The following is an 18,880-nucleotide window of genomic DNA, read 5'->3' as shown; positions in this document are numbered from 1 at the left end:
CGTAAGAGGTGAAAAAATGAATAAAGAAGAGCGGTTTCGAAAAGCAGAGATTGCAGCGATCATTGGTATACTAGGAAATATTATCCTCGCAGTACTTAAAGGTGTTATTGGATCGATCTCCAATAGTCGAGCTCTCATTGCCGACGCCGCACACTCGGCATCAGATGTAGCTGGCTCATTTGCCGTTTTTGTTGGTTTGCGAGCCGCTAAGCTACCACCCGATAAAGATCATCCCTACGGTCACGGAAAAGCAGAGTCAATTGCAGCTATTATTGTAGCTGTGTTGTTGTTATTAGTTGGAGTTGAAATTGGAATAAGTTCAGGAAAGGCGCTATTCAAACCTATTGAGGCACCCGGGACTCTTGCTCTCTTTGCAGCTCTCATCTCGATTGTGGTCAAAGAAGCGATGTTTCGATATAAGTATCGGTTGGGTAAAAAGATAAAAAGTGATGCACTGATCGTGAATGCGTATGAACATCGCTCAGATGTCTATTCTTCCATTGCTGTTCTAATAGGGATTGCAGGTGCTATTTTAGGTAGCGAATTTAGCTTGCCATGGCTCATTTATGCCGACCCGATTGCAGGAATTTTCGTTTCTGTTCTGATTGCTAAAATGGCTGTGAAGCTTGGTTTCGACTCCATTCACACAACACTGGATCATGTGCTGCATGAGGAGGATACGACGGAGTATAAAAAAGTGATTACCGGGATGCCGGGGGTTGTGAACCTTGATGAGTTCTATGCTAGAGAGCACGGACACTATGTTATTATTGATATCAAGCTTGGTGTAGACCCGGATATTTCTGTTAAAGAAGGACATGACATCGGTAAGGATGTAAAAAAGCGCCTTCTTGAAGAAGATGAGGTGCATGATGTGTTAGTCCACATTAATCCTTATGAACCGAAGGAAAAAATGAGAGAGTAATGGAATAAGTATTGTAGTAGAAGAGGAGGTAGATAAGGATGAAGGGACAATGGGGATTAGTTGTAGCACTTATTTTCGCCTTAATTATAGCGGTGTTTTCGGTCGTGAATGTAGATCCTGTACAGGTTAACTATGTATTTGGAACTTCGGATTGGCCGCTTGTGCTTGTCATACTGGGATCTGTATTAATGGGTGCGATTCTTGTGCTTGGTTTTGGAATGGTTAAGTATTACAGAGTGAAAAGAGAGCTAAGAAAGTTACAAAAAGAAAAGGAAAAGTTAAAAACAGCACCAGCATCAAATGAATCAAAAGCTGTCCATACTCCACTTGATGGTGAGGCAACAGATGAGGGCACCGGTACTGAAGGGGAATAATGACAAGAAAGCCTTGATTAAGTTCAAGGCTTTTTATAGTGGATTGACGAGGGATTGTAAAAGATTCCTCTTCTTGAACTATGGTCAAAGCTCCTGAAACTATATATAATGAACAAGTTAAGAGGTGATTCGATGTTAAGGTCTAAAACACGCTGGAAACTGGCTGAAACAGATGAAACAAACATTGATCGGCTCCAGAGTGAACTTGGAATTTCTCGACTTGCTGCTTCGCTTTTAGTTAATCGAGGTATTGAGGGAGAAGAAGAAGCGAAAAGATTTCTATATAAAGAGAATTTAACTTATCACGACCCATATTTAATGGATGGTATGAAGGAATCGGTCGAAAGAATTCAACAGGCGATTGCTTCTGGTGAGCGAATCCTTATTTTTGGTGACTATGATGCCGATGGCGTTAGCAGCACGACTGTACTTGTCTATACGTTACGCGAGCTTGGCGCTATATTTGATTACTATATTCCTAATCGATTTACAGAGGGATACGGACCTAACGAAGCTGCTTTTAGACAGGCACAAGAAGATGGGTATCAACTAATAGTGACTGTAGATACAGGAATATCCGGTGTACATGAGGCTGAAGTTGCTAAAGAAATCGGTATTGATCTCATTATTACTGACCATCATGAGCCTCCTCCGGTTCTGCCCGATTCCTACGCGACAATAAACCCTAAAAAGCCAGGGTGTGGTTATCCATTCAAAGGTTTAGCAGGAGTAGGGGTTGCATTTAAACTTGCGCAGGCTTTGCTTGGAAGAATTCCAGGAGATTTATTAGAGATCGTCGCAATGGGTACCATCGCTGATCTTGTACCACTTCAGGATGAGAACCGTCTTTTAGCAAGCGAAGGTATTCGCGCCCTTCAGAATTCAAATAAGCCAGGAATAAAAGCTTTGCTAGATGTATGTGGTTTAAAAGGTCAGGAGCTTAACGAAGAGCATCTTGGTTTTGGAATAGGACCGAGACTAAATGCTGCGGGCCGTCTTGATAGTGCAGACCCTGCAGTTGAACTGCTGACAACAGATGATCCGATTCTTGCTGAGCAGCTGGCATCTGATATTGATGCTCTTAATAAGAATCGTCAGGAACTAGTTAATACAATGACGAAAGAAGCGATTGAAGAGGTTGAGTCAAAGTACTTGAGTGATGAAAGCAATCGCGTACTCATCATTGCTAAGGAAGGATGGAATGCGGGGGTCATTGGAATCGTGGCTTCACGACTTGTTGAAAAGTATTATCGCCCAACCATCGTGATGAGTATTGATCGTGAGAAAGGTGTCGCAAAAGGATCTGCACGAAGCATTGAGGCCTTTGATATGTTTGCAAACCTTTCTGAATGCAGAGACATTCTCCCTCACTTCGGTGGTCATCCAATGGCCGCTGGTATGACCATTGATTTAAGCTACCTAGAAGATTTGCGTTCAAGATTAAACAAACAGGCTTTAGATAAGTTAACAGAAGAAGATTTGACACCACTTACAAAAGTAGATCTTCATTGTCGTGTAGAGGATGTTACTCTTGAGACAATTGAAGAAATGAACCTTTTGGCTCCTTTTGGAGTAAGTAATCCGAAACCAGTTGTTATGCTAAAAGACGTTCATCTCTCTCAAATTAGAAGGATTGGGAGTCAGGACAATCACCTCAAGGTAGGCCTTGAGGAAAACGGCGCTACGCTAGATGGCGTAGGGTTTCATTTCGGTTATGCATTTGAAGAAATAGCATCAAGAGCTGCTGTAAGCGTAATTGGCCAACTTTCCGTCAACGAGTGGAATGGACTTCGAAAGCCACAAATCTTTGTGAAAGATATCGCTGTGAATGAATGGCAACTCTTTGATTATCGAGGCATTCGAGGTTTGAAAAAACGACTTGAAATGCTGCCGCTCGATAAGCTTGTTATGGTAGCTTTCCAAAAAAACACCATGACAAAGCTTGGACTTGAGGATTGGAAAGATTACATTATTGTTGATCCAACAGAACAAGAGAAACTAGCAATTGAGAATAAATATGTTATGCTACTCGATCTTCCGGATTTAGAAGAAGATCTTATCAATCTGTTTCGAAATGGTGGGTTACCAGATCGAACGTATGCAGTATTTGAGCATGAGGAGGATCACTTTTTCTCAACGCTTCCGTCACGTGAGGATTTTAAATGGTTCTATGCTTTCTTAATGAAGAGAGGTAGCTTTAACTTACGCGATGCCGAAAAGCTCGCAAAGCATAAAGGTTGGTCAAAAGAAACAGTTCCCTTTATGTCAGAGGTGTTTTTTGAGCTAGATTTTGTTACAATGGATAATGGACTGATTTCTCTAAATCCACAATCTGTAAAAAGTGAATTAACTTCTTCTAAAACGTATAGGAGTAAGCTTGAAAAAGCAAAGCTCGAAAATGATTTTTGCTATTCCTCCTATCATGCTTTGAAAAGTTGGTTCGATCAATCAGTTAATTGTTTCAATAGCACTGAGGAGGCCATTAAGTAAATGAATTATAAAGATTATATCGCAGTGGTTGAAGATTATCCGAAAGAGGGTATTCGTTTTAAAGACATCACTCCGTTAATGCAAAACGGCGAAGCTTACCGAGGAGTCGTTAATGATATTGCGGATTTTGCGAAAGATAAAGATGTTGATGTTATTGTAGGACCTGAAGCAAGAGGATTTATCGTAGGGTGCCCGGTTTCATATATTCTTGGTATCGGTTTTGTACCTGTTCGAAAAGAAGGTAAATTACCACGCGAAGTAGCTAAAGTAGACTATGGTCTTGAATATGGTAAAGACGTCCTTACGATTCATAAGGATGCTATTAAGCCAGGTCAACGAGTATTGATTACGGATGACTTGCTTGCGACTGGCGGTACGATCAATGCAACGATCGAGCTAGTTGAAATGCTTGGTGGAGTTGTTGTAGGACTTGCTTTCATGATTGAGCTTTCCTATCTTGAAGGGCGTAAAAACCTTGACCGTCATGATATCTTTACTCTAATGACATACTAAAGAATGGAGTGTCCGAATAGCCGGACGCTCTTTCTCTTTATGCACCTTAGACATAAAGATTGAGCGTTTAATAATTAGGGAAAACGACATTTTTCTCTTAATCTCTTTACATGCTGACTTTTTTTAACGATAATAGAAGCAATATACCAACAGTAATCAAGGTGATTTGATGACGATAGAAGAAGTGATGGAAAGAGCGGAGAAGTATCTGTCTGAGGACGATCTCTCTTATCTTAATAGAGCATTTGAATACGCGCGAAACGCACATGAAGGCCAGTACCGCAAATCGGGTGAACCCTATATTATTCATCCTATTGAGGTTGCTGGCATTCTTGTGAACCTTGAAGTAGACCCTGTGACAGTGGCTGGGGGCTTTCTTCATGATGTCGTTGAAGACACCGACGTGACGCTTGAACAAATTTCTGATGAATTCAGCCCGGAACTTGCCATGCTCGTTGATGGCGTTACGAAGCTGAAGAAAATCAAGTATAAGTCCAAGCGGGAGCAGCAAGCTGAGAATCACCGGAAGATGATGATCGCTATGGCTCAAGATATTAGGTGCATTCTGATTAAATTGGCTGATAGACTTCATAACATGCGTACGCTTAAGCACATGCCAAAAGAAAAACAAATGCAAAAAGCGAATGAAACGCTAGAAATATTTGCGCCTCTAGCCCATCGTCTAGGAATTTCCACTATTAAATGGGAGCTTGAGGATACGGCGCTTCGTTATTTAAATCCACAGCAGTATTATCGCATCGTGAATTTAATGCAAAAGAAACGGGCTGAACGTGAAGGATTTGTCCATGAAGTTGTGGACGAAATTCAAGAGCGTGTGAAAGAAGTTTCCATTGAAGCTGAAATTTCAGGTCGTCCGAAACATATCTATAGTATCTATCGGAAAATGGCTAAGCAACATAAGCAATTTAACGAAATTTATGATTTGCTCGCGGTACGTATCGTTGTGAATAGCATCAAGGATTGCTATGCCGTTCTTGGCATTATTCATACATGCTGGAAGCCTATGCCTGGTCGTTTCAAAGATTATATTGCTATGCCAAAAGCGAATATGTACCAATCGCTTCATACGACAGTCATTGGACCTAAAGGTGACCCTCTCGAGGTGCAAATTCGAACGTCTGATATGCACAAAGTTGCTGAATACGGGATTGCCGCTCATTGGGCGTACAAAGAAGGCGATGAGAATCAGGTGAATAGCTCATTTGAGAAAAAGCTATCATGGTTTAGGCAAATTCTTGAATGGCAAAATGATGTTTCGAATGCTGAAGAATTTATGGAGTCTCTTAAGATTGATCTATTCAGTGATATGGTTTTTGTCTTCACGCCTAAAGGAGACGTATTTGAATTGCCTACTGGCTCGGTACCTCTTGATTTCGCCTACCGCATTCATACTGAAATTGGGAATCATTGCATTGGCGCAAAAGTGAACGGCAAAATGGTACCACTAGATCATCGGTTGAAAACAGGGGATATCGTTGAAGTTCTAACTTCTAAGCACTCTTATGGTCCAAGTAAAGACTGGTTAAAAATCAGTCAAAGCTCCCACGCTAAGAATAAGATTAAGCAATGGTTTAAGAAAGAAAAGCGTGAAGAAAACGTTGAAAAAGGTCGAGAGCTTGTTGAGAAAGAAATTAAAAACCATGGCTTTGAATTAAAGGCTGTTTTGACTTCAGATAACATTGCAAATGTATCTAAGAAATTTAACTTTACAAGTGAAGAAGATATGTACGCAGCTGTTGGATATGGTGGAATTACAGCTGCACAAATTGCAACAAGGCTGACAGATAAGGCTCGTAAAGAACGGACGAAAGAGCAGGAAGAAGAGCTAGCAAAATCAATTATTGAAGGTAAGACCCATTCACCTTCTCGGCCGCCAAAGAGAGCAGAGTCGGGTGTGCGAGTGAAAGGGATAGACAACCTGTTAATCCGCCTTTCACGATGCTGTAACCCTGTTCCAGGTGATGATATTGTGGGCTATATCACGAAAGGGAGAGGTGTCTCGATTCACAGGAAAGACTGTCCTAATGTGAATGAAGAGAATGGTCAGGAACGCCTCTTAGAGGTTGAATGGGAAAGCGACTCCCCAAAAAACTATAATGTTGATATCGAAATCAGTGGTTTTGATCGGAGAGGTCTTCTGAATGAGGTTCTTCAGGCTGTAGCAGAAACCAAAACCGACATGACGTCTGTTTCTGGTCGATCAGATAATAACAAGATGGCAACAATTAGTATGACTGTCTCCATTCGGAACACAGCTCATCTTCAAAAAGTGGTCGAGCGTGTTAAACGAATTCCAGATATTTATGCTGTTCGTAGAATTATGCAGTAGTTAAGAAAGGAAGTTCTCCATGAAAGCCGTTATACAACGTTCAAAGCAAGCCTCAGTCACCGTGAATGGAGAAACTACAGGTGAGATCGATCATGGCCTTGTGGTGCTCCTAGGGGTTACGCACGAGGATACAGAAGAGGATGCAGGCTATCTTGCTACTAAAATTGCAAACCTTCGTATATTTGAGGACGAAAATGATCGAATGAACCTGTCAGTGAAAGACAAAGGTGGAGCTATTTTATCTATATCACAATTCACGTTATACGGTGATTGCCGTAAAGGGCGACGTCCAAACTTTATGAAGGCGGCAAAACCTCCTGAAGCCAGCGTACTTTATGATAAGTTTAACGCTTTACTTAGAGAAGAGAGTCTCGAGGTGCAAACAGGTGTTTTTGGTGAGATGATGGACGTTCAGCTTACGAATGATGGACCTGTAACTCTTATCATTGAGAGCAAAGAATGACAAAAAACCGCAATTCCTAATTGGAACTGCGGTTTTTTTGTTCATCCATATAGATAGAAAAGCAAGTCAAACGGTTCTTCATCTTAAGCGTTAATACTGTAAAAAAGTAAGGATGCCATTTGAAATTTCAGTAGTCACTTTTGATTGGTAATCCAACCTATTCACTAATTGCTCTTCCCATGGATTTGAGAGAAAGCCAAGCTCAAGAAGGACAGAAGGCTGCTTATTGTTCCTTAGAACATAATAATTTCCATAACGAATACCGCGATCTCTCAAAGTTGTATCATCTCCGATTTTGGCGTGTATCGCTGAAGCTAGGGACATATCATTCTCACCATAATAATACGTTGTTGTTCCATTTGCAGTTGGATCAACTGTGCTATCGAAATGAATACTTACAAATGCATCAGCTTGATAACGATCTGATAAAAGAGTTCGTTCAGAAAGAGAGACAAATGTATCATCATCTCTCGTTAAAATAACTTGAACCCCTGCATTCTTTAATTTTTCCGCGATAGTTGTTGTTGTCTTCAATGTAAGGATTTTTTCAAGTGTCGTAATGCCTAGGGCACCACTGTCGTAGCCACCGTGACCAGCATCAAGAACAACTGTTTTTCCAGATTTCAAGACAGGCGAAGTGGATAGTTTAGATGCAGTAGAGACGACCCAGTCCGCAACGTATGCTGAACGACCATCGTCAAGAAGGATACGAAACCATTTGCCTTCTTTTGCAGCTATTTTGTAGCGCGCTTTTGCAGGCGCTTGTTTAATAACTTCATAATTCAACCCGGGCCCACTTCTTAAGTTTGTTGCATGGTATAGAATCGTAAGGAATTCTGACTCCTCTTGTTTGTTTGTTTCTTGCAAATAGGTACTGTCTACCCAACCAGTCTGTCCATTCTGATAGCGAATGAAGCTCCAGTTTTTTTCTTGACGAACTTCTTCTACAATTGTTCCTGAAGGGAGTTGAGATATGATCCGATTCTCCGTTCCCGGGAAGTCACGAACGTTTAAGATACGTGCCTTTACTTCTTTTATCTCACTTGATTTTTGATCTGGGCTAGCTGTTGTAGAACTTACTAACCAGGACGCTACCCATCCGGTTTGTCCTTTAAATTGAATGGAGGTCCAATCGCCAGAAGTCTCAATCACATTCCACTCAGAATCTTGAGTGATATTTCCAATAACTTTGTATTCTTTACCAGGGCCAGAACGGACTTGAAGATCAGCCACGGTTGATTGTATTGATTTCCTCTCTTTGGAATCAGAAGAAATGCTTACTAGTCTACTTGAAACCCAACCTTCTTCCCCAGTATGGAGTTGAACGTTTGTCCAATCTGTCATTCTTTCGAGAACGATGGCTGAATCCCCCTTATGAACCTGTGTGATAACAGATGAAGTAAGAGAGGGTTCGAAGCGGACATTTACAGTTTCCTCAAAATAAGCATTTTTCTCAGCCGAAGCAGAAGTAGAGAAAATAATGGCTATGACAAAAAATAAAAATGCAAAAATCATTTTTTTCAAGTGATGACTCCTTTCAATGATGCCTGCTGCTTTCATAAGATAATTTCTTTATCGGATAAAAAGATTCCTCCGTTAAGTAGTAAAATGCATTCTTTTTGGTGAAACTAAGAAATAATTGAACTAATAAAAGGTGGGGTCTTGTGAGATCAACTAATAAAGAAATGATGAGCTATCATATGTCACAGCCGGAATTTGGTATCGACTTTCATGATTTTCTACAAAAAGAACAGTGTTTGTCAAATATGGAACTCGCAGAAGAATTTGGACTTTCATTAAAAAGCGTGAAAATCATGAAACAAAAAATGAAGCGATAATGTTTTATAAAACCAACCCTAATATACTTGACAAAAAAATCACTGACTCGTATGATAGAAAACAATTCAGTAAATCGATACGAAGCTCCGATGAGGAAGAAAAGTAAAAAAATACCGGGTTGATAAGAGAGGAAATGCCGCTAGGCTGAGAGCATTTCTCGATACCGCTTTTTTGAAAGACACTTCCAAGGATCGTCTCCGAACAGATAACTCAGTAGGGGACGACGTAGACAGGCGTTAACTGTTTTAAGAGGAAAGATTTATCTTTCCATTAGGGTGGCACCGCGGGTAACTCTCGTCCCTGAATTTCGATTCAGGGATGGGAGTTTTTTTGTATCCAAAAAAAGGATTTAGCCCATTAGAATTAGCCGTTAGTAGAGCTTCTTGCTAGTGATTAAAGGAGGATATAAACATGAGTTTTCAAATTCCAAGAGGTACTCAGGATATTGTTCCTGGTACATCGGAGTTATGGCAATACATTGAAGATAAGGCAAGAGATATTTGCCGCAGATACAATTATCATGAACTTCGAACGCCAATATTTGAGCATACCGAGTTATTTCAACGCGGAGTAGGCGATACAACAGATATTGTTCAAAAAGAAATGTATACATTTGAAGACCGCGGTAATCGTAGTTTAACACTCCGACCTGAAGGAACAGCTTCGGCGGTTCGAGCTTATGTAAATAACAAGATGTACGGTTTACCCGAGCAGCCAGTTAAACTGTATTACATCGGCCCTATGTTCCGCTATGAACGCCCTCAATCTGGGCGGATGAGACAATTTGTTCAGTTCGGAATTGAAGCGCTAGGAAGTAATGACCCTTCGATTGATGCAGAGGTTATTGCGCTTGCGATGAGTTTGTATCAAGAATTGGGACTTAAAAAGCTTAAACTATATTTGAATAGTCTCGGTGATAAAGAAAGTCGTGAGGCACACCGTCAGGCATTAATTAATCATTTTGAGCCAAGAATCGGAGAGTTTTGTAGCGATTGTCAAAACCGCCTGGAGAAAAATCCTCTTCGTATTCTTGATTGTAAAAAGGATCGTGACCATGAATTAATGGGAACTGCGCCTTCCATCATCGATTATTTAAATCAGGAATCGACTGTTTACTTTACAAAAGTAAAAGAAGCCTTAGATCAAATGGGAATTGATTATGTTCTTGATGACCGCCTTGTACGCGGACTAGATTATTATAATCACACAGCATTTGAAATCATGAGCGACGCTGACGGCTTTGGAGCTATTACGACGTTGAGCGGTGGTGGTCGCTATAATGGACTCGTTGAAGAAATGGGTGGCCCATCAACACCTGGAATCGGTTTTGCAATGAGCATTGAGCGTCTTTTAATGGCATTGGAAGCAGAAAGTGTTGAGCTCCCGATTGAAAAGACAATTGATTGTTATGTTGTGACAATGGGGGAAGAAGCACAAAAGGTTTCTAATGGCCTTGTTCAGAAGCTTAGAAATGCTGGGATTTCCACAGAGCGTGACTACCTTGATAAGAAGATGAAAGGTCAGTTTAAAGCGGCTAATCGACTCAAATCAAAGTACGTAGCAATTCTAGGTGATGAAGAAATTGAAAAGAATGAAATTAACATTAAAGATATGAACTCAGGTGAGCAAGAATCAATAGATTTAACACACGTTGATTCTTATCTGAAAGGGAAATTAAAGGAGGAAGTTGGAGAATGATCGGAAGAAGCCATTCATGCGGGAAAATTCGTGAAAGCGAGATCGGGCAAACAGTAGAATTAAAAGGTTGGGTTCAAAAGCGTCGTGATCTTGGTGGATTAATCTTCATTGATTTTAGAGACCGTTCAGGTATTGTACAGGTTGTATTCAATCCAGACCTTTCAAAAGAAGCGCTTGAACTTGCTGAGAAAGTTAGAAGTGAGTACGTACTAGGCATTACTGGTAAAGTAGTATCTCGTGCGGAGGGAACGGTTAATCCGAATCTTCCAACAGGGTCGATTGAGGTGCATGCTGAATCACTTGAAATCCTCAATGCTGCGAAGAATCCTCCCATTAGCATTGCAAACGATGTAGAAGTTGGAGAAGATATTCGCTTGAAATATCGCTACCTGGACTTGAGACGGCCGGTGATGCAAGAGACATTCAAGCTCCGTCATCGAACAACTAAAGTCATTCGTGATTTCCTGGATCATAATGAATTTCTTGAAATTGAAACTCCAATGTTAACAAAAAGTACACCTGAGGGCGCTCGTGATTACTTAGTACCAAGCCGTGTGCACGAAGGGGAGTTCTACGCTCTTCCGCAATCTCCACAGCTCTTTAAACAACTGTTAATGGTTTCAGGATTTGAACGCTATTACCAGGTCGTTCGCTGCTTCCGAGATGAGGACCTTAGAGCGGACCGTCAACCTGAATTTACTCAAGTCGACATTGAAACATCCTTCCTTCCAAAAGAAGATTTAATTGCGATGATGGAAGAAATGATGAGTGCGGTATTGAAGGAAACGAAGGGATTAGAAATTGAAAAGCCATTCCAACGCATGACTCATGCTGAAGCGATGAATCGCTACGGATCAGACAAACCTGATACGCGTTTTGAAATGGAATTTGTGGATGTGTCTAATCTTGTAAAAGACTCTGACTTTAAAGTATTCTCTAGTGCAGTTTCTTCTGGTGGAGCTGTTAAAGGTATTAATGCAAAAGGTGCAGCAAGTAAGTACTCACGTAAAGATATCGATGCGTTAACAGAGTATGTGAAAACGTACAAAGCAAAAGGACTGGCATGGTTAAAAGTAGAGGAAGATGGTTTGAAAGGCCCTATTTCTAAATTCTTTGACGAGGCTCTTGCATCTCAACTAAAAGAAGCATTCGATGCAGAAGCGGGTGACCTTCTTCTGTTCGTAGCTGACAGTAAATCTGTTGTAGCAGACAGTCTCGGTTCTCTTCGTTCAAAGCTTGGAAAAGACCTCGACCTTATTGACTATTCCAAGTTTAATTTCCTTTGGATCATGGACTTCCCACTGATGAGTTACGATGAAGAAGCTGATCGTTATTTTGCGGAGCATCATCCGTTTACAATGCCGTTGAAAGAAGACCTTCATCTTCTTGAAGAAGAGCCAGGAAAAGTTCGTGCAGATGCATATGACCTTGTCTTAAATGGTTATGAGTTAGGCGGAGGTTCCCAACGTATTTTCCAGCGTGATATTCAGGAAAAAATGTTTAAAGCGTTAGGATTTACAAAAGAAGAAGCAGAGGAAGAATTTGGTTTCCTTCTTGAAGCGTTCGAATATGGTACCCCACCACATGGTGGAATTGCATTTGGTCTTGATCGTCTCGTGATGTTGCTTGCAGGAAGAACGAACCTTCGCGACACAATTGCTTTCCCTAAAACAGCTAGCGCAAGCTGCCTGTTAACAGAAGCTCCTTCTCCAGTTAGTGAGGATCAACTAAAGGAGTTGAATCTTGAGCTAGCTAAGAAGCCAGTTGGTGCTAAGAAAGAGTAAAAAAATAATAAAAAGGACCTAATACCTGATGATTGAAATCGGTTTGAAGGTCTGCTATAATTCAATTACAAGTTAACGAAGAGTCCTGAAGTGTTCGTTTACTTCCATAATAATTTGAGCCAACACTTTTACAACGGGAGCCTGACTCTTTCCATTCAAAGTACATGCCTCGGTAGCTGAGGACTTACGGAGAATGGGATAAGGCACCCACCTGCCAATGCAGGTTCAACGATTATGGAAAGGACGGCACAGTTGGGGCTCTTCTATTTTTATGACAATTAATAAAGCATCCGTTCATTTCGAACGGATGCTTTTTCTGTTTGAATGGTTTATTAAGTGTTCTAGTTCAAGAGTGCTTATATCTTTGTTTCTAAACGCTCGTCTCCGCTTTTTTTGTCCAGCTGCAGTGGGCAGACTCTCGGTCACTTCACCTTTTCATACGAACACAAAGACCGTGTTCAAATGAAAAGGCTCCAGTGCCTGTCGTGTCTAAACGCCCACTTCTGCTTTTGGTGTCTAGCTGCAGCGCCCAGCCTCTCGATCGCTTCACCCTCTAAAATGAACACAAAGAGCGTGTTCTTTTTAGAGGGTTCCAGCGCTTGTCGAGGCTAAACGGGCGCTTCCGCTTTTCGTTTTCACCTTGCGACTTTTTCTAGGTTCCCATTCTTATCCATTTTGAATGTTGGGACGTTGTGGTCTTCGTTGTCGTTTAGGACGACCATTCTTCTGGCCCGGTCCATGATTTGGATGAGGGATTGGTAATCTTCTTTCATGATTTGTTGTTCGTTCTCGAGTGTTTTGATTTTTTGTTGAAGAAGGGTGTTTTCTTCTTTTAGGTGTTGATTCTCTGATTCTAGTTTCTCGACATTTGTTCTAAGCCTGTTTGTTGAGGAAGCGGATTGTTCTAAGTTTGATAAGAATGAGATTACTTCTCTCATAGTCATTTCTTTTTTCATTTGTACCGGTTCGGTGTATGGTATTGAAGTTTCAATTAATGGTTGTGAGATTGGTTGTTCTTGGGTGGAAACAGTCGTATGTGTTTCTTTATTTGTGTATTCAGGCTGCCTTCGTTCGGCTCGTTTCATTTCTTTTCGCTGTTTTTTCGCTAGCTTTAAGGCCTGCTCGTATCTTTCGCGGACAATGGCATTCCAGCGGAATCCGACAGCTGCTGATGTACGACTTAGTCGATCACCAACTTCATCAAAGGCCTTTAATTGCGTACTGCCTTCTCTTACATGCCGCAGCACTGTTTCGGCAAGCAATAAATCATCTTCATGAGACCAGGCATCTTGTCTTACTTTCATTTTCATCCAGCTCCTTTATGTGATTAACATTTTTGCGTTTTGAAAGTAATCATAGCTTTGCCAGTATGGAAGAATTTATACAGAAGTCTTGTAAATTTGAGGTAGATTGCAAGAGTGAATAGAAAAAACAGCAGAGTATAAGCCCTGCTGTTAAGATTTCTTGCTATCGGATTTGATGCGTTCAGCGAAATAATCAAGTCTCTTTTGGATCGTTCTTTCGTGCCCGCGCTCAGTAGGTTTATAGAACGTTTTTCTGACCATGTGATCAGGAAGGTACTGTTGAGGGACATATCCTCCTGGATAGTCATGCGGGAATTTGTAGTCAATCCCATGCCCTAGTTCTGAAGCCCCTTTGTAGTGTGAGTCACGTAAATGAATAGGAACTGTTCCGTTTTTTTCTTTTTTTACTGCTGCAAGTGCAGCATCTATACCTGAAATCACCCCATTGCTTTTTGGAGCGGTAGCAAGATATAACGCTGCTTCGGCTAGTGGAATTCTAGCTTCCGGCATACCAATAAATTCGACCGCATAGCTGGCCGCATGGGCAATTAGAAGTGCGTTTGGGTCGGCTAATCCGACGTCCTCAGCTGCATGGACATAAAGGCGTCTCGCGATAAATCTAGGATCTTCACCTGCATAGATCATTTTTGCTAACCAGTAAAGCGTAGCGTCTGGATCAGATCCTCGTATACTTTTAATAAAGGCTGAAACGGTATCGTAGTGATTATCGCTATCCTTGTCATATTGAAGCACGCGTTGCTGGATGGATTCTTCTGCAATTGCAAGACTAATTACAAGTTTTCCATCTTTATTTGGAGTCGTTGTAAGGATGGCGAGTTCTAACGCGTTTAGAGCTGTTCTAGCGTCTCCATTAGAAACGTCTATGAGATGCTCAATGGCTTCATCCTCGATTTCAACATCGTACTTTCCAAAGCCGCGATCCTTGTCGTTAATCGCCTGATAAAGAATGTTTTTAATAGTTGTTTCATTAAGATGTTCAAATCGAAATAATCTTGAACGAGAAAGAAGAGCCGCATTAATTTCAAACATTGGGCTTTCTGTTGTTGCTCCGATTAACACGATCGTTCCATCTTCAACAAAAGGAAGAAGTGCATCCTGCTGTGATTTATTAAAGCGATGGATTTCATCTATAAAGAGCACCGTTTTTTGATCATCAAGCTTTAAGCGATCTTTTGCTTCAGCCGTCAGTCTTCTAATGTCAGCTACTCCTGAAGTAACAGCATTTAACTGTTCGAAATGAGCAGATGTAGTGTTGGCTATAATACGTGCAAGTGTTGTTTTACCGGTTCCTGGTGGACCGAAAAAAATCATTGGAGTAAGTTGATCAGCTTGGATGGCTCTTCTCAATAATTTGCCATCACCAATAATATGGTCTTGGCCGATAAATTCTTCAATGGATCTAGGTCGCATTCTGCTAGCGAGAGGTCCAGAAGAAGTATTGTTGTTTTCTTTTGGGTAATCAAATAAATCCATAGAACACCCGTCCTTTCATAGTTAGTTGAAACATACTATACGGGTTTTGGAAATGCAAGAAAAACCGGTTCGTGCTATAATAGCGAAGGTTTACTAACAGAATCAATGGCTATATAGATGAGAGAAGATTGAGTTAAGAGGGATGAGATGAAACCAGATAACAAAGGCATACCATGGTTCTGGATGAGCTGGGGAATATTTATATTAGGTCTTTTGGTTATGGCTTTTGGCATTTCTCTGATGATTAAAGCTGAATTCGGTAGCGCGCCATGGGATGTCTTCCATATCGGACTGTATCAGCAGTTTGGATTAACAATTGGCACATGGTCAATTCTAATTGGTTTTCTGATTATTGGCTCGACTTCATTATTAGATCGAACCTGGCCAAAATTAGGTGCTTTTCTAAACATGCTGCTTGTAGGTGTGTTTATCGATATTTATTTATGGGTTCCTTTTTTAAAAACTCCGGATCATTTGATAGGTAAATTGGTTATGCTTGTTAGTGGTATTCTGATCATGGGGTACGGCATCGGTCTTTATATTGCAGCAGATCGTGGAGCAGGTCCAAGAGATAGTTTAATGCTTGTATTAACAGAACGAACGGGGTGGAAGGTACAACATATCCGACTTACTATGGAAATAGTTGTCCTTTCTCTTGGATGGCTTTTGAATGGTCCTATTCATGTGGGAACACTTTTGTTTTGTATTACCATAGGGCCAATTGTGGGTTATTCATTGCCACAGTGCAAAAAACTTGTGGCTCGATTGATAGAAAGAGGTGGCAGATTTGAAGATATCAACAAAAGGAAGATACGGATTAACAATTATGATGGAGTTAGCAAAAAAGCACGGTGATGGTCCGATCTCTTTAAAATCCATTGCTAGAAGCAAAGATTTATCAGAGCATTACCTTGAACAGCTAGTTGCTCCATTAAGAAATGCTGGTCTTGTTAAGAGTGTTAGAGGGGCATATGGTGGTTATATTCTAGCGCAAGAAGCAAGTTCAATTACAGCGGGAGATATCATACGTGTTCTAGAAGGACCCATTAGTCCTGTTGAAGTTATGGACGATGAAGAACCTGCTAAACGAGATCTGTGGTTAAAAATACGAGACGCTGTGAAAAATGTTCTCGATTCTACAACGCTAGAAGATCTTGCTACCTATGAAGGTGAAGGAGAACAAGATAGTTATATGTTTTATATTTAGTAGCCGGCTCACTGCTGGTAGTAAGAGGTGACTAATAATGAGTGCAATTTATATGGATCATGCTGCGACCTCTCCGGTCCATCCCGATGTTATTGATGCGATGGTTTCATCACTAAAAAGTGATTTTGGTAATCCTTCAAGTATTCATCAGTTTGGCCGTAAGTCACGTCATGCACTTGATGAAGCGAGAAATAATCTTGCGAGCAGTATTCATGCTAGAGCTAATGAAATTATTTTCACAAGTGGGGGTACAGAAGCAGATAATCTTGCAATTGTAGGAGCTGCTAAAGGAAACCTTGCTAAAGGAAACCATATTATCACAACAGTAATTGAGCATCATGCTGCACTGAATGCTTGTAAAGTACTTGAAAAAGAAGGATTTGACGTAACGTACTTACCTGTGGATGAGAATGGTAGAATTTCTATAGATGATCTAGAAAAGGCGATTCGGCCAGAGACAATCTTAATAACAGTTATGTATGGTAATAACGAGGTTGGGACAGTACAGCCAATTGCAGAGATCGCCAAGTTGGCAAACAATTCTGATATTCTGTTTCATACCGATGCCGTCCAAGCGTATGGCTTAATCGATCTTGATGTAAAGCAACTTGGCGTAGATCTTCTTTCTGTTTCAGCACATAAAATCAACGGGCCAAAGGGCGTTGGCTTTCTTTATGTTAAGGATGGGACAAAGCTGTTGCCTCATTCATTTGGCGGTGAACAGGAGAGAAAACGACGAGCAGGCACAGAGAACGTTGCTGGCATTGTAGGAATGGAGAAGGCAGCTGAATTAATGCGGATTGATCGAGAAGCGAAAGTGGAGCTTTATCAGAATATGAAGCAAGTGATGCTAGGAATTTTTGAAGAAGCATCCATTCCTTATCGTATCAACGGTGATCAGGATCATATCCTTCCACATGTATTAAATGTTAGTTTTTTAGATGCAAAAGTGGAACCGATGTTAATGAATCTAGATCTTGCAGGTATTGCAGTATCGAGTGGTTCGGCCTGTACGGCTGGATCGCATGAACCTTCACATGTGTTGACAGCGATGTTTGGTGATAATGAGAGAACACAAACGGCCATTCGTTTTAGCTTTGGATATGGAAATGCAATTGAAGATGCCACAAAAGCTGCGAGTGAAGTCGTTAAGATTGTCAATCGTTTGAAGAAGTTATAAAATAGTCAGGACACAATTTGTGTTAAAGAAGAGGAGGTGCAACCATGGCAGCACGTAAGAATGAAGATATACGAGTCGTGGTTGGAATGTCCGGAGGTGTTGATTCATCAGTAGCTGCATTAATGTTGAAAGAACAAGGCTATGACGTGATCGGCATTTTCATGAAAAACTGGGACGACACCGACGAAAACGGGGTATGCACAGCAACAGAAGATTACGATGATGTTATTCGTGTATGCAACCAGATCGGCATTCCGTACTACGCAGTCAACTTCGAGAAGCAATACTGGGATAAAGTGTTTACTTATTTCCTAGATGAATATAAAGGTGGACGTACACCAAATCCTGACGTTATGTGCAACAAAGAAATTAAATTCAAAGCATTTCTTGAACATGCACTAACGCTTGGAGCAGATTACCTTGCGACAGGGCACTATGCGCAAGTGGTCGAACGCGACGGAGAAGTCAAAATGCTTCGTGGTGTAGACGACAATAAAGATCAAACTTACTTTTTGAATCAGCTCACGCAAGAGCAACTTTCTAAAGTAATGTTCCCACTTGGAGGCATCGAGAAGAAAAAAGTTCGAGAGATTGCGGAAGAAGCGGGTCTTGCTACAGCGAAGAAAAAGGATAGCACAGGAATTTGCTTTATCGGCGAGCGTAATTTCAAAGAATTTCTTGGACAATATCTTCCTGCTCAACCAGGCAAAATGATGACGCTTGGTGGAGAAGAAAAAGGACAACATGATGGATTGATGTATTATACAATTGGTCAGCGTCATGGCCTTGGAATTGGTGGCGACGGTGAACCGTGGTTCGTGGTAGGTAAGAATCTTGACGATAATGTTCTTTATGTTGACCAGGGTTTCCATAATGACCTCTTATACTCTGATTCCCTTATTGCAGTGAATTCAAGCTGGGTTTCGAATCTTCCGATAGAAGAGCATATCTCTTGCACAGCGAAATTCCGCTATCGTCAAAAAGATTCAGGCGTTACGGTGGAAAAGCTGGATGATGATCGCTTGAAAGTAACATTTGATGAACCAGTACGCGCTATTACACCTGGACAAGCCGTTGTCTTCTATAACGGTGATGAGTGTCTCGGCGGAGCAACGATTGATCAAGTATTTAAGAATGCAAGCGAACTAACATACGTTTAACAATTAGCCTCATTTCGAAATGAAATGAGGCTGTTTTTTGAGGTGGAGAAACCGCCGCTAACTTATGCTAAACTAGAGATTAAGTTAAAGAAATAAGGA

At 41.0% G+C, this 18,880-nt stretch carries 16 protein-coding genes, 1 other RNA gene and 1 other annotated feature; of the genes, 14 read left to right on the top strand and 3 right to left on the bottom strand.

Going from position 1 to position 18,880, the window contains the following annotated elements; genetic code table 11:
* Positions 1-16: 16 nt before the first annotated feature.
* From Q4550_RS08815 to dtd, 6 genes are all read left to right on the top strand, one after another.
* Positions 17-925 carry a cation diffusion facilitator family transporter gene (locus tag Q4550_RS08815; protein ID WP_303531872.1) on the top strand — a complete coding sequence of 303 codons (909 nt, stop codon included), beginning with the start codon at positions 17-19 and terminating at the stop codon, positions 923-925.
* Between the two features lie 38 nt (positions 926-963).
* Entirely contained in the window at positions 964-1,299 is a 336-nt protein-coding gene (locus Q4550_RS08810; RefSeq protein ID WP_303531870.1) for a LapA family protein, read from the top strand.
* A 132-nt stretch (positions 1,300-1,431) separates the two neighbouring features.
* Positions 1,432-3,789: a single-stranded-DNA-specific exonuclease RecJ gene (gene recJ, locus Q4550_RS08805; protein ID WP_303531868.1), complete on the top strand. Its 2,358-nt coding sequence runs from the start codon at positions 1,432-1,434 to the stop codon at positions 3,787-3,789.
* Positions 3,790-4,302, top strand: coding sequence for an adenine phosphoribosyltransferase (locus tag Q4550_RS08800; RefSeq protein ID WP_194219429.1), 513 nt, complete (start codon positions 3,790-3,792; stop codon positions 4,300-4,302).
* Between the two features lie 187 nt (positions 4,303-4,489).
* The gene (locus tag Q4550_RS08795; protein ID WP_371018278.1) at positions 4,490-6,652 is read left to right on the top strand and encodes a RelA/SpoT family protein; all 2,163 of its coding nucleotides are present in this window, start codon (positions 4,490-4,492) and stop codon (positions 6,650-6,652) included.
* A gap of 19 nt (positions 6,653-6,671) precedes the next feature.
* The gene (gene dtd / locus Q4550_RS08790; protein WP_303531866.1) at positions 6,672-7,115 is read left to right on the top strand and encodes a D-aminoacyl-tRNA deacylase; all 444 of its coding nucleotides are present in this window, start codon (positions 6,672-6,674) and stop codon (positions 7,113-7,115) included.
* 90 nt (positions 7,116-7,205) lie between these two features.
* Here the strand turns inward: dtd and Q4550_RS08785 are convergent, their stop codons facing one another.
* Positions 7,206-8,630: an N-acetylmuramoyl-L-alanine amidase family protein gene (locus Q4550_RS08785; RefSeq protein ID WP_303532319.1), complete on the bottom strand. Its 1,425-nt coding sequence runs from the start codon at positions 8,628-8,630 to the stop codon at positions 7,206-7,208.
* A 149-nt stretch (positions 8,631-8,779) separates the two neighbouring features.
* Between Q4550_RS08785 and Q4550_RS08780 the strand changes: the two genes are divergently transcribed.
* From Q4550_RS08780 to ssrS, 4 genes are all read left to right on the top strand, one after another.
* On the top strand, positions 8,780-8,953 hold the full coding sequence (locus Q4550_RS08780) for an RNA polymerase subunit sigma-70 (RefSeq protein ID WP_194219659.1): 174 nt from the start codon (positions 8,780-8,782) through the stop codon (positions 8,951-8,953).
* An 81-nt stretch (positions 8,954-9,034) separates the two neighbouring features.
* Positions 9,035-9,259 (top strand) — a binding site (T-box leader).
* Positions 9,260-9,365: 106 nt separating this feature from the next.
* On the top strand, positions 9,366-10,652 hold the full coding sequence (hisS, locus tag Q4550_RS08775) for a histidine--tRNA ligase (protein WP_303531862.1): 1,287 nt from the start codon (positions 9,366-9,368) through the stop codon (positions 10,650-10,652).
* Positions 10,649-12,436 carry an aspartate--tRNA ligase gene (gene aspS / locus Q4550_RS08770; protein ID WP_303531859.1) on the top strand — a complete coding sequence of 596 codons (1,788 nt, stop codon included), beginning with the start codon at positions 10,649-10,651 and terminating at the stop codon, positions 12,434-12,436. The genes hisS and aspS overlap by 4 nt, the downstream gene beginning before the upstream one ends.
* Before the next feature lie 79 nt (positions 12,437-12,515).
* Positions 12,516-12,699: non-coding RNA, 6S RNA (gene ssrS / locus Q4550_RS08765), on the top strand.
* 372 nt (positions 12,700-13,071) lie between these two features.
* On the opposite strand, the gene Q4550_RS08760 is transcribed toward ssrS, so the two are convergent.
* Positions 13,072-13,740 carry an RsfA family transcriptional regulator gene (locus Q4550_RS08760; RefSeq protein WP_303531858.1) on the bottom strand — a complete coding sequence of 223 codons (669 nt, stop codon included), beginning with the start codon at positions 13,738-13,740 and terminating at the stop codon, positions 13,072-13,074.
* Positions 13,741-13,890: 150 nt separating this feature from the next.
* Positions 13,891-15,234 carry an AAA family ATPase gene (locus Q4550_RS08755; protein WP_303531857.1) on the bottom strand — a complete coding sequence of 448 codons (1,344 nt, stop codon included), beginning with the start codon at positions 15,232-15,234 and terminating at the stop codon, positions 13,891-13,893.
* Positions 15,235-15,381: 147 nt separating this feature from the next.
* Here Q4550_RS08755 and Q4550_RS08750 point away from each other — a divergent pair, with 147 nt between their 5' ends.
* Genes Q4550_RS08750 through mnmA form a run of 4 tightly spaced genes read left to right on the top strand, consistent with a single transcriptional unit; the run spans position 15,382 to position 18,781 of the window.
* On the top strand, positions 15,382-16,089 hold the full coding sequence (locus tag Q4550_RS08750) for a YczE/YyaS/YitT family protein (protein WP_303531855.1): 708 nt from the start codon (positions 15,382-15,384) through the stop codon (positions 16,087-16,089).
* Entirely contained in the window at positions 16,022-16,441 is a 420-nt protein-coding gene (gene cymR / locus Q4550_RS08745; protein WP_303531852.1) for a cysteine metabolism transcriptional regulator CymR, read from the top strand. The genes Q4550_RS08750 and cymR overlap by 68 nt, the downstream gene beginning before the upstream one ends.
* Positions 16,442-16,478: 37 nt before the next feature.
* The gene (locus tag Q4550_RS08740) at positions 16,479-17,621 is read left to right on the top strand and encodes a cysteine desulfurase family protein (protein WP_303531849.1); all 1,143 of its coding nucleotides are present in this window, start codon (positions 16,479-16,481) and stop codon (positions 17,619-17,621) included.
* A 44-nt stretch (positions 17,622-17,665) separates the two neighbouring features.
* Positions 17,666-18,781 carry a tRNA 2-thiouridine(34) synthase MnmA gene (gene mnmA, locus Q4550_RS08735; protein ID WP_194219440.1) on the top strand — a complete coding sequence of 372 codons (1,116 nt, stop codon included), beginning with the start codon at positions 17,666-17,668 and terminating at the stop codon, positions 18,779-18,781.
* Positions 18,782-18,880 lie beyond the last annotated feature (99 nt).

The sequence above is a fragment of the Anaerobacillus sp. 1_MG-2023 genome (assembly GCF_030547345.1).
In the GTDB taxonomy this organism is placed as follows: Bacteria; Bacillota; Bacilli; order Bacillales; family Guptibacillaceae; genus Guptibacillus; species Guptibacillus hwajinpoensis_B.
Note: the sequence above shows the minus strand (reverse complement) of the source record. Positions and strands in the feature narration are given on the sequence as shown.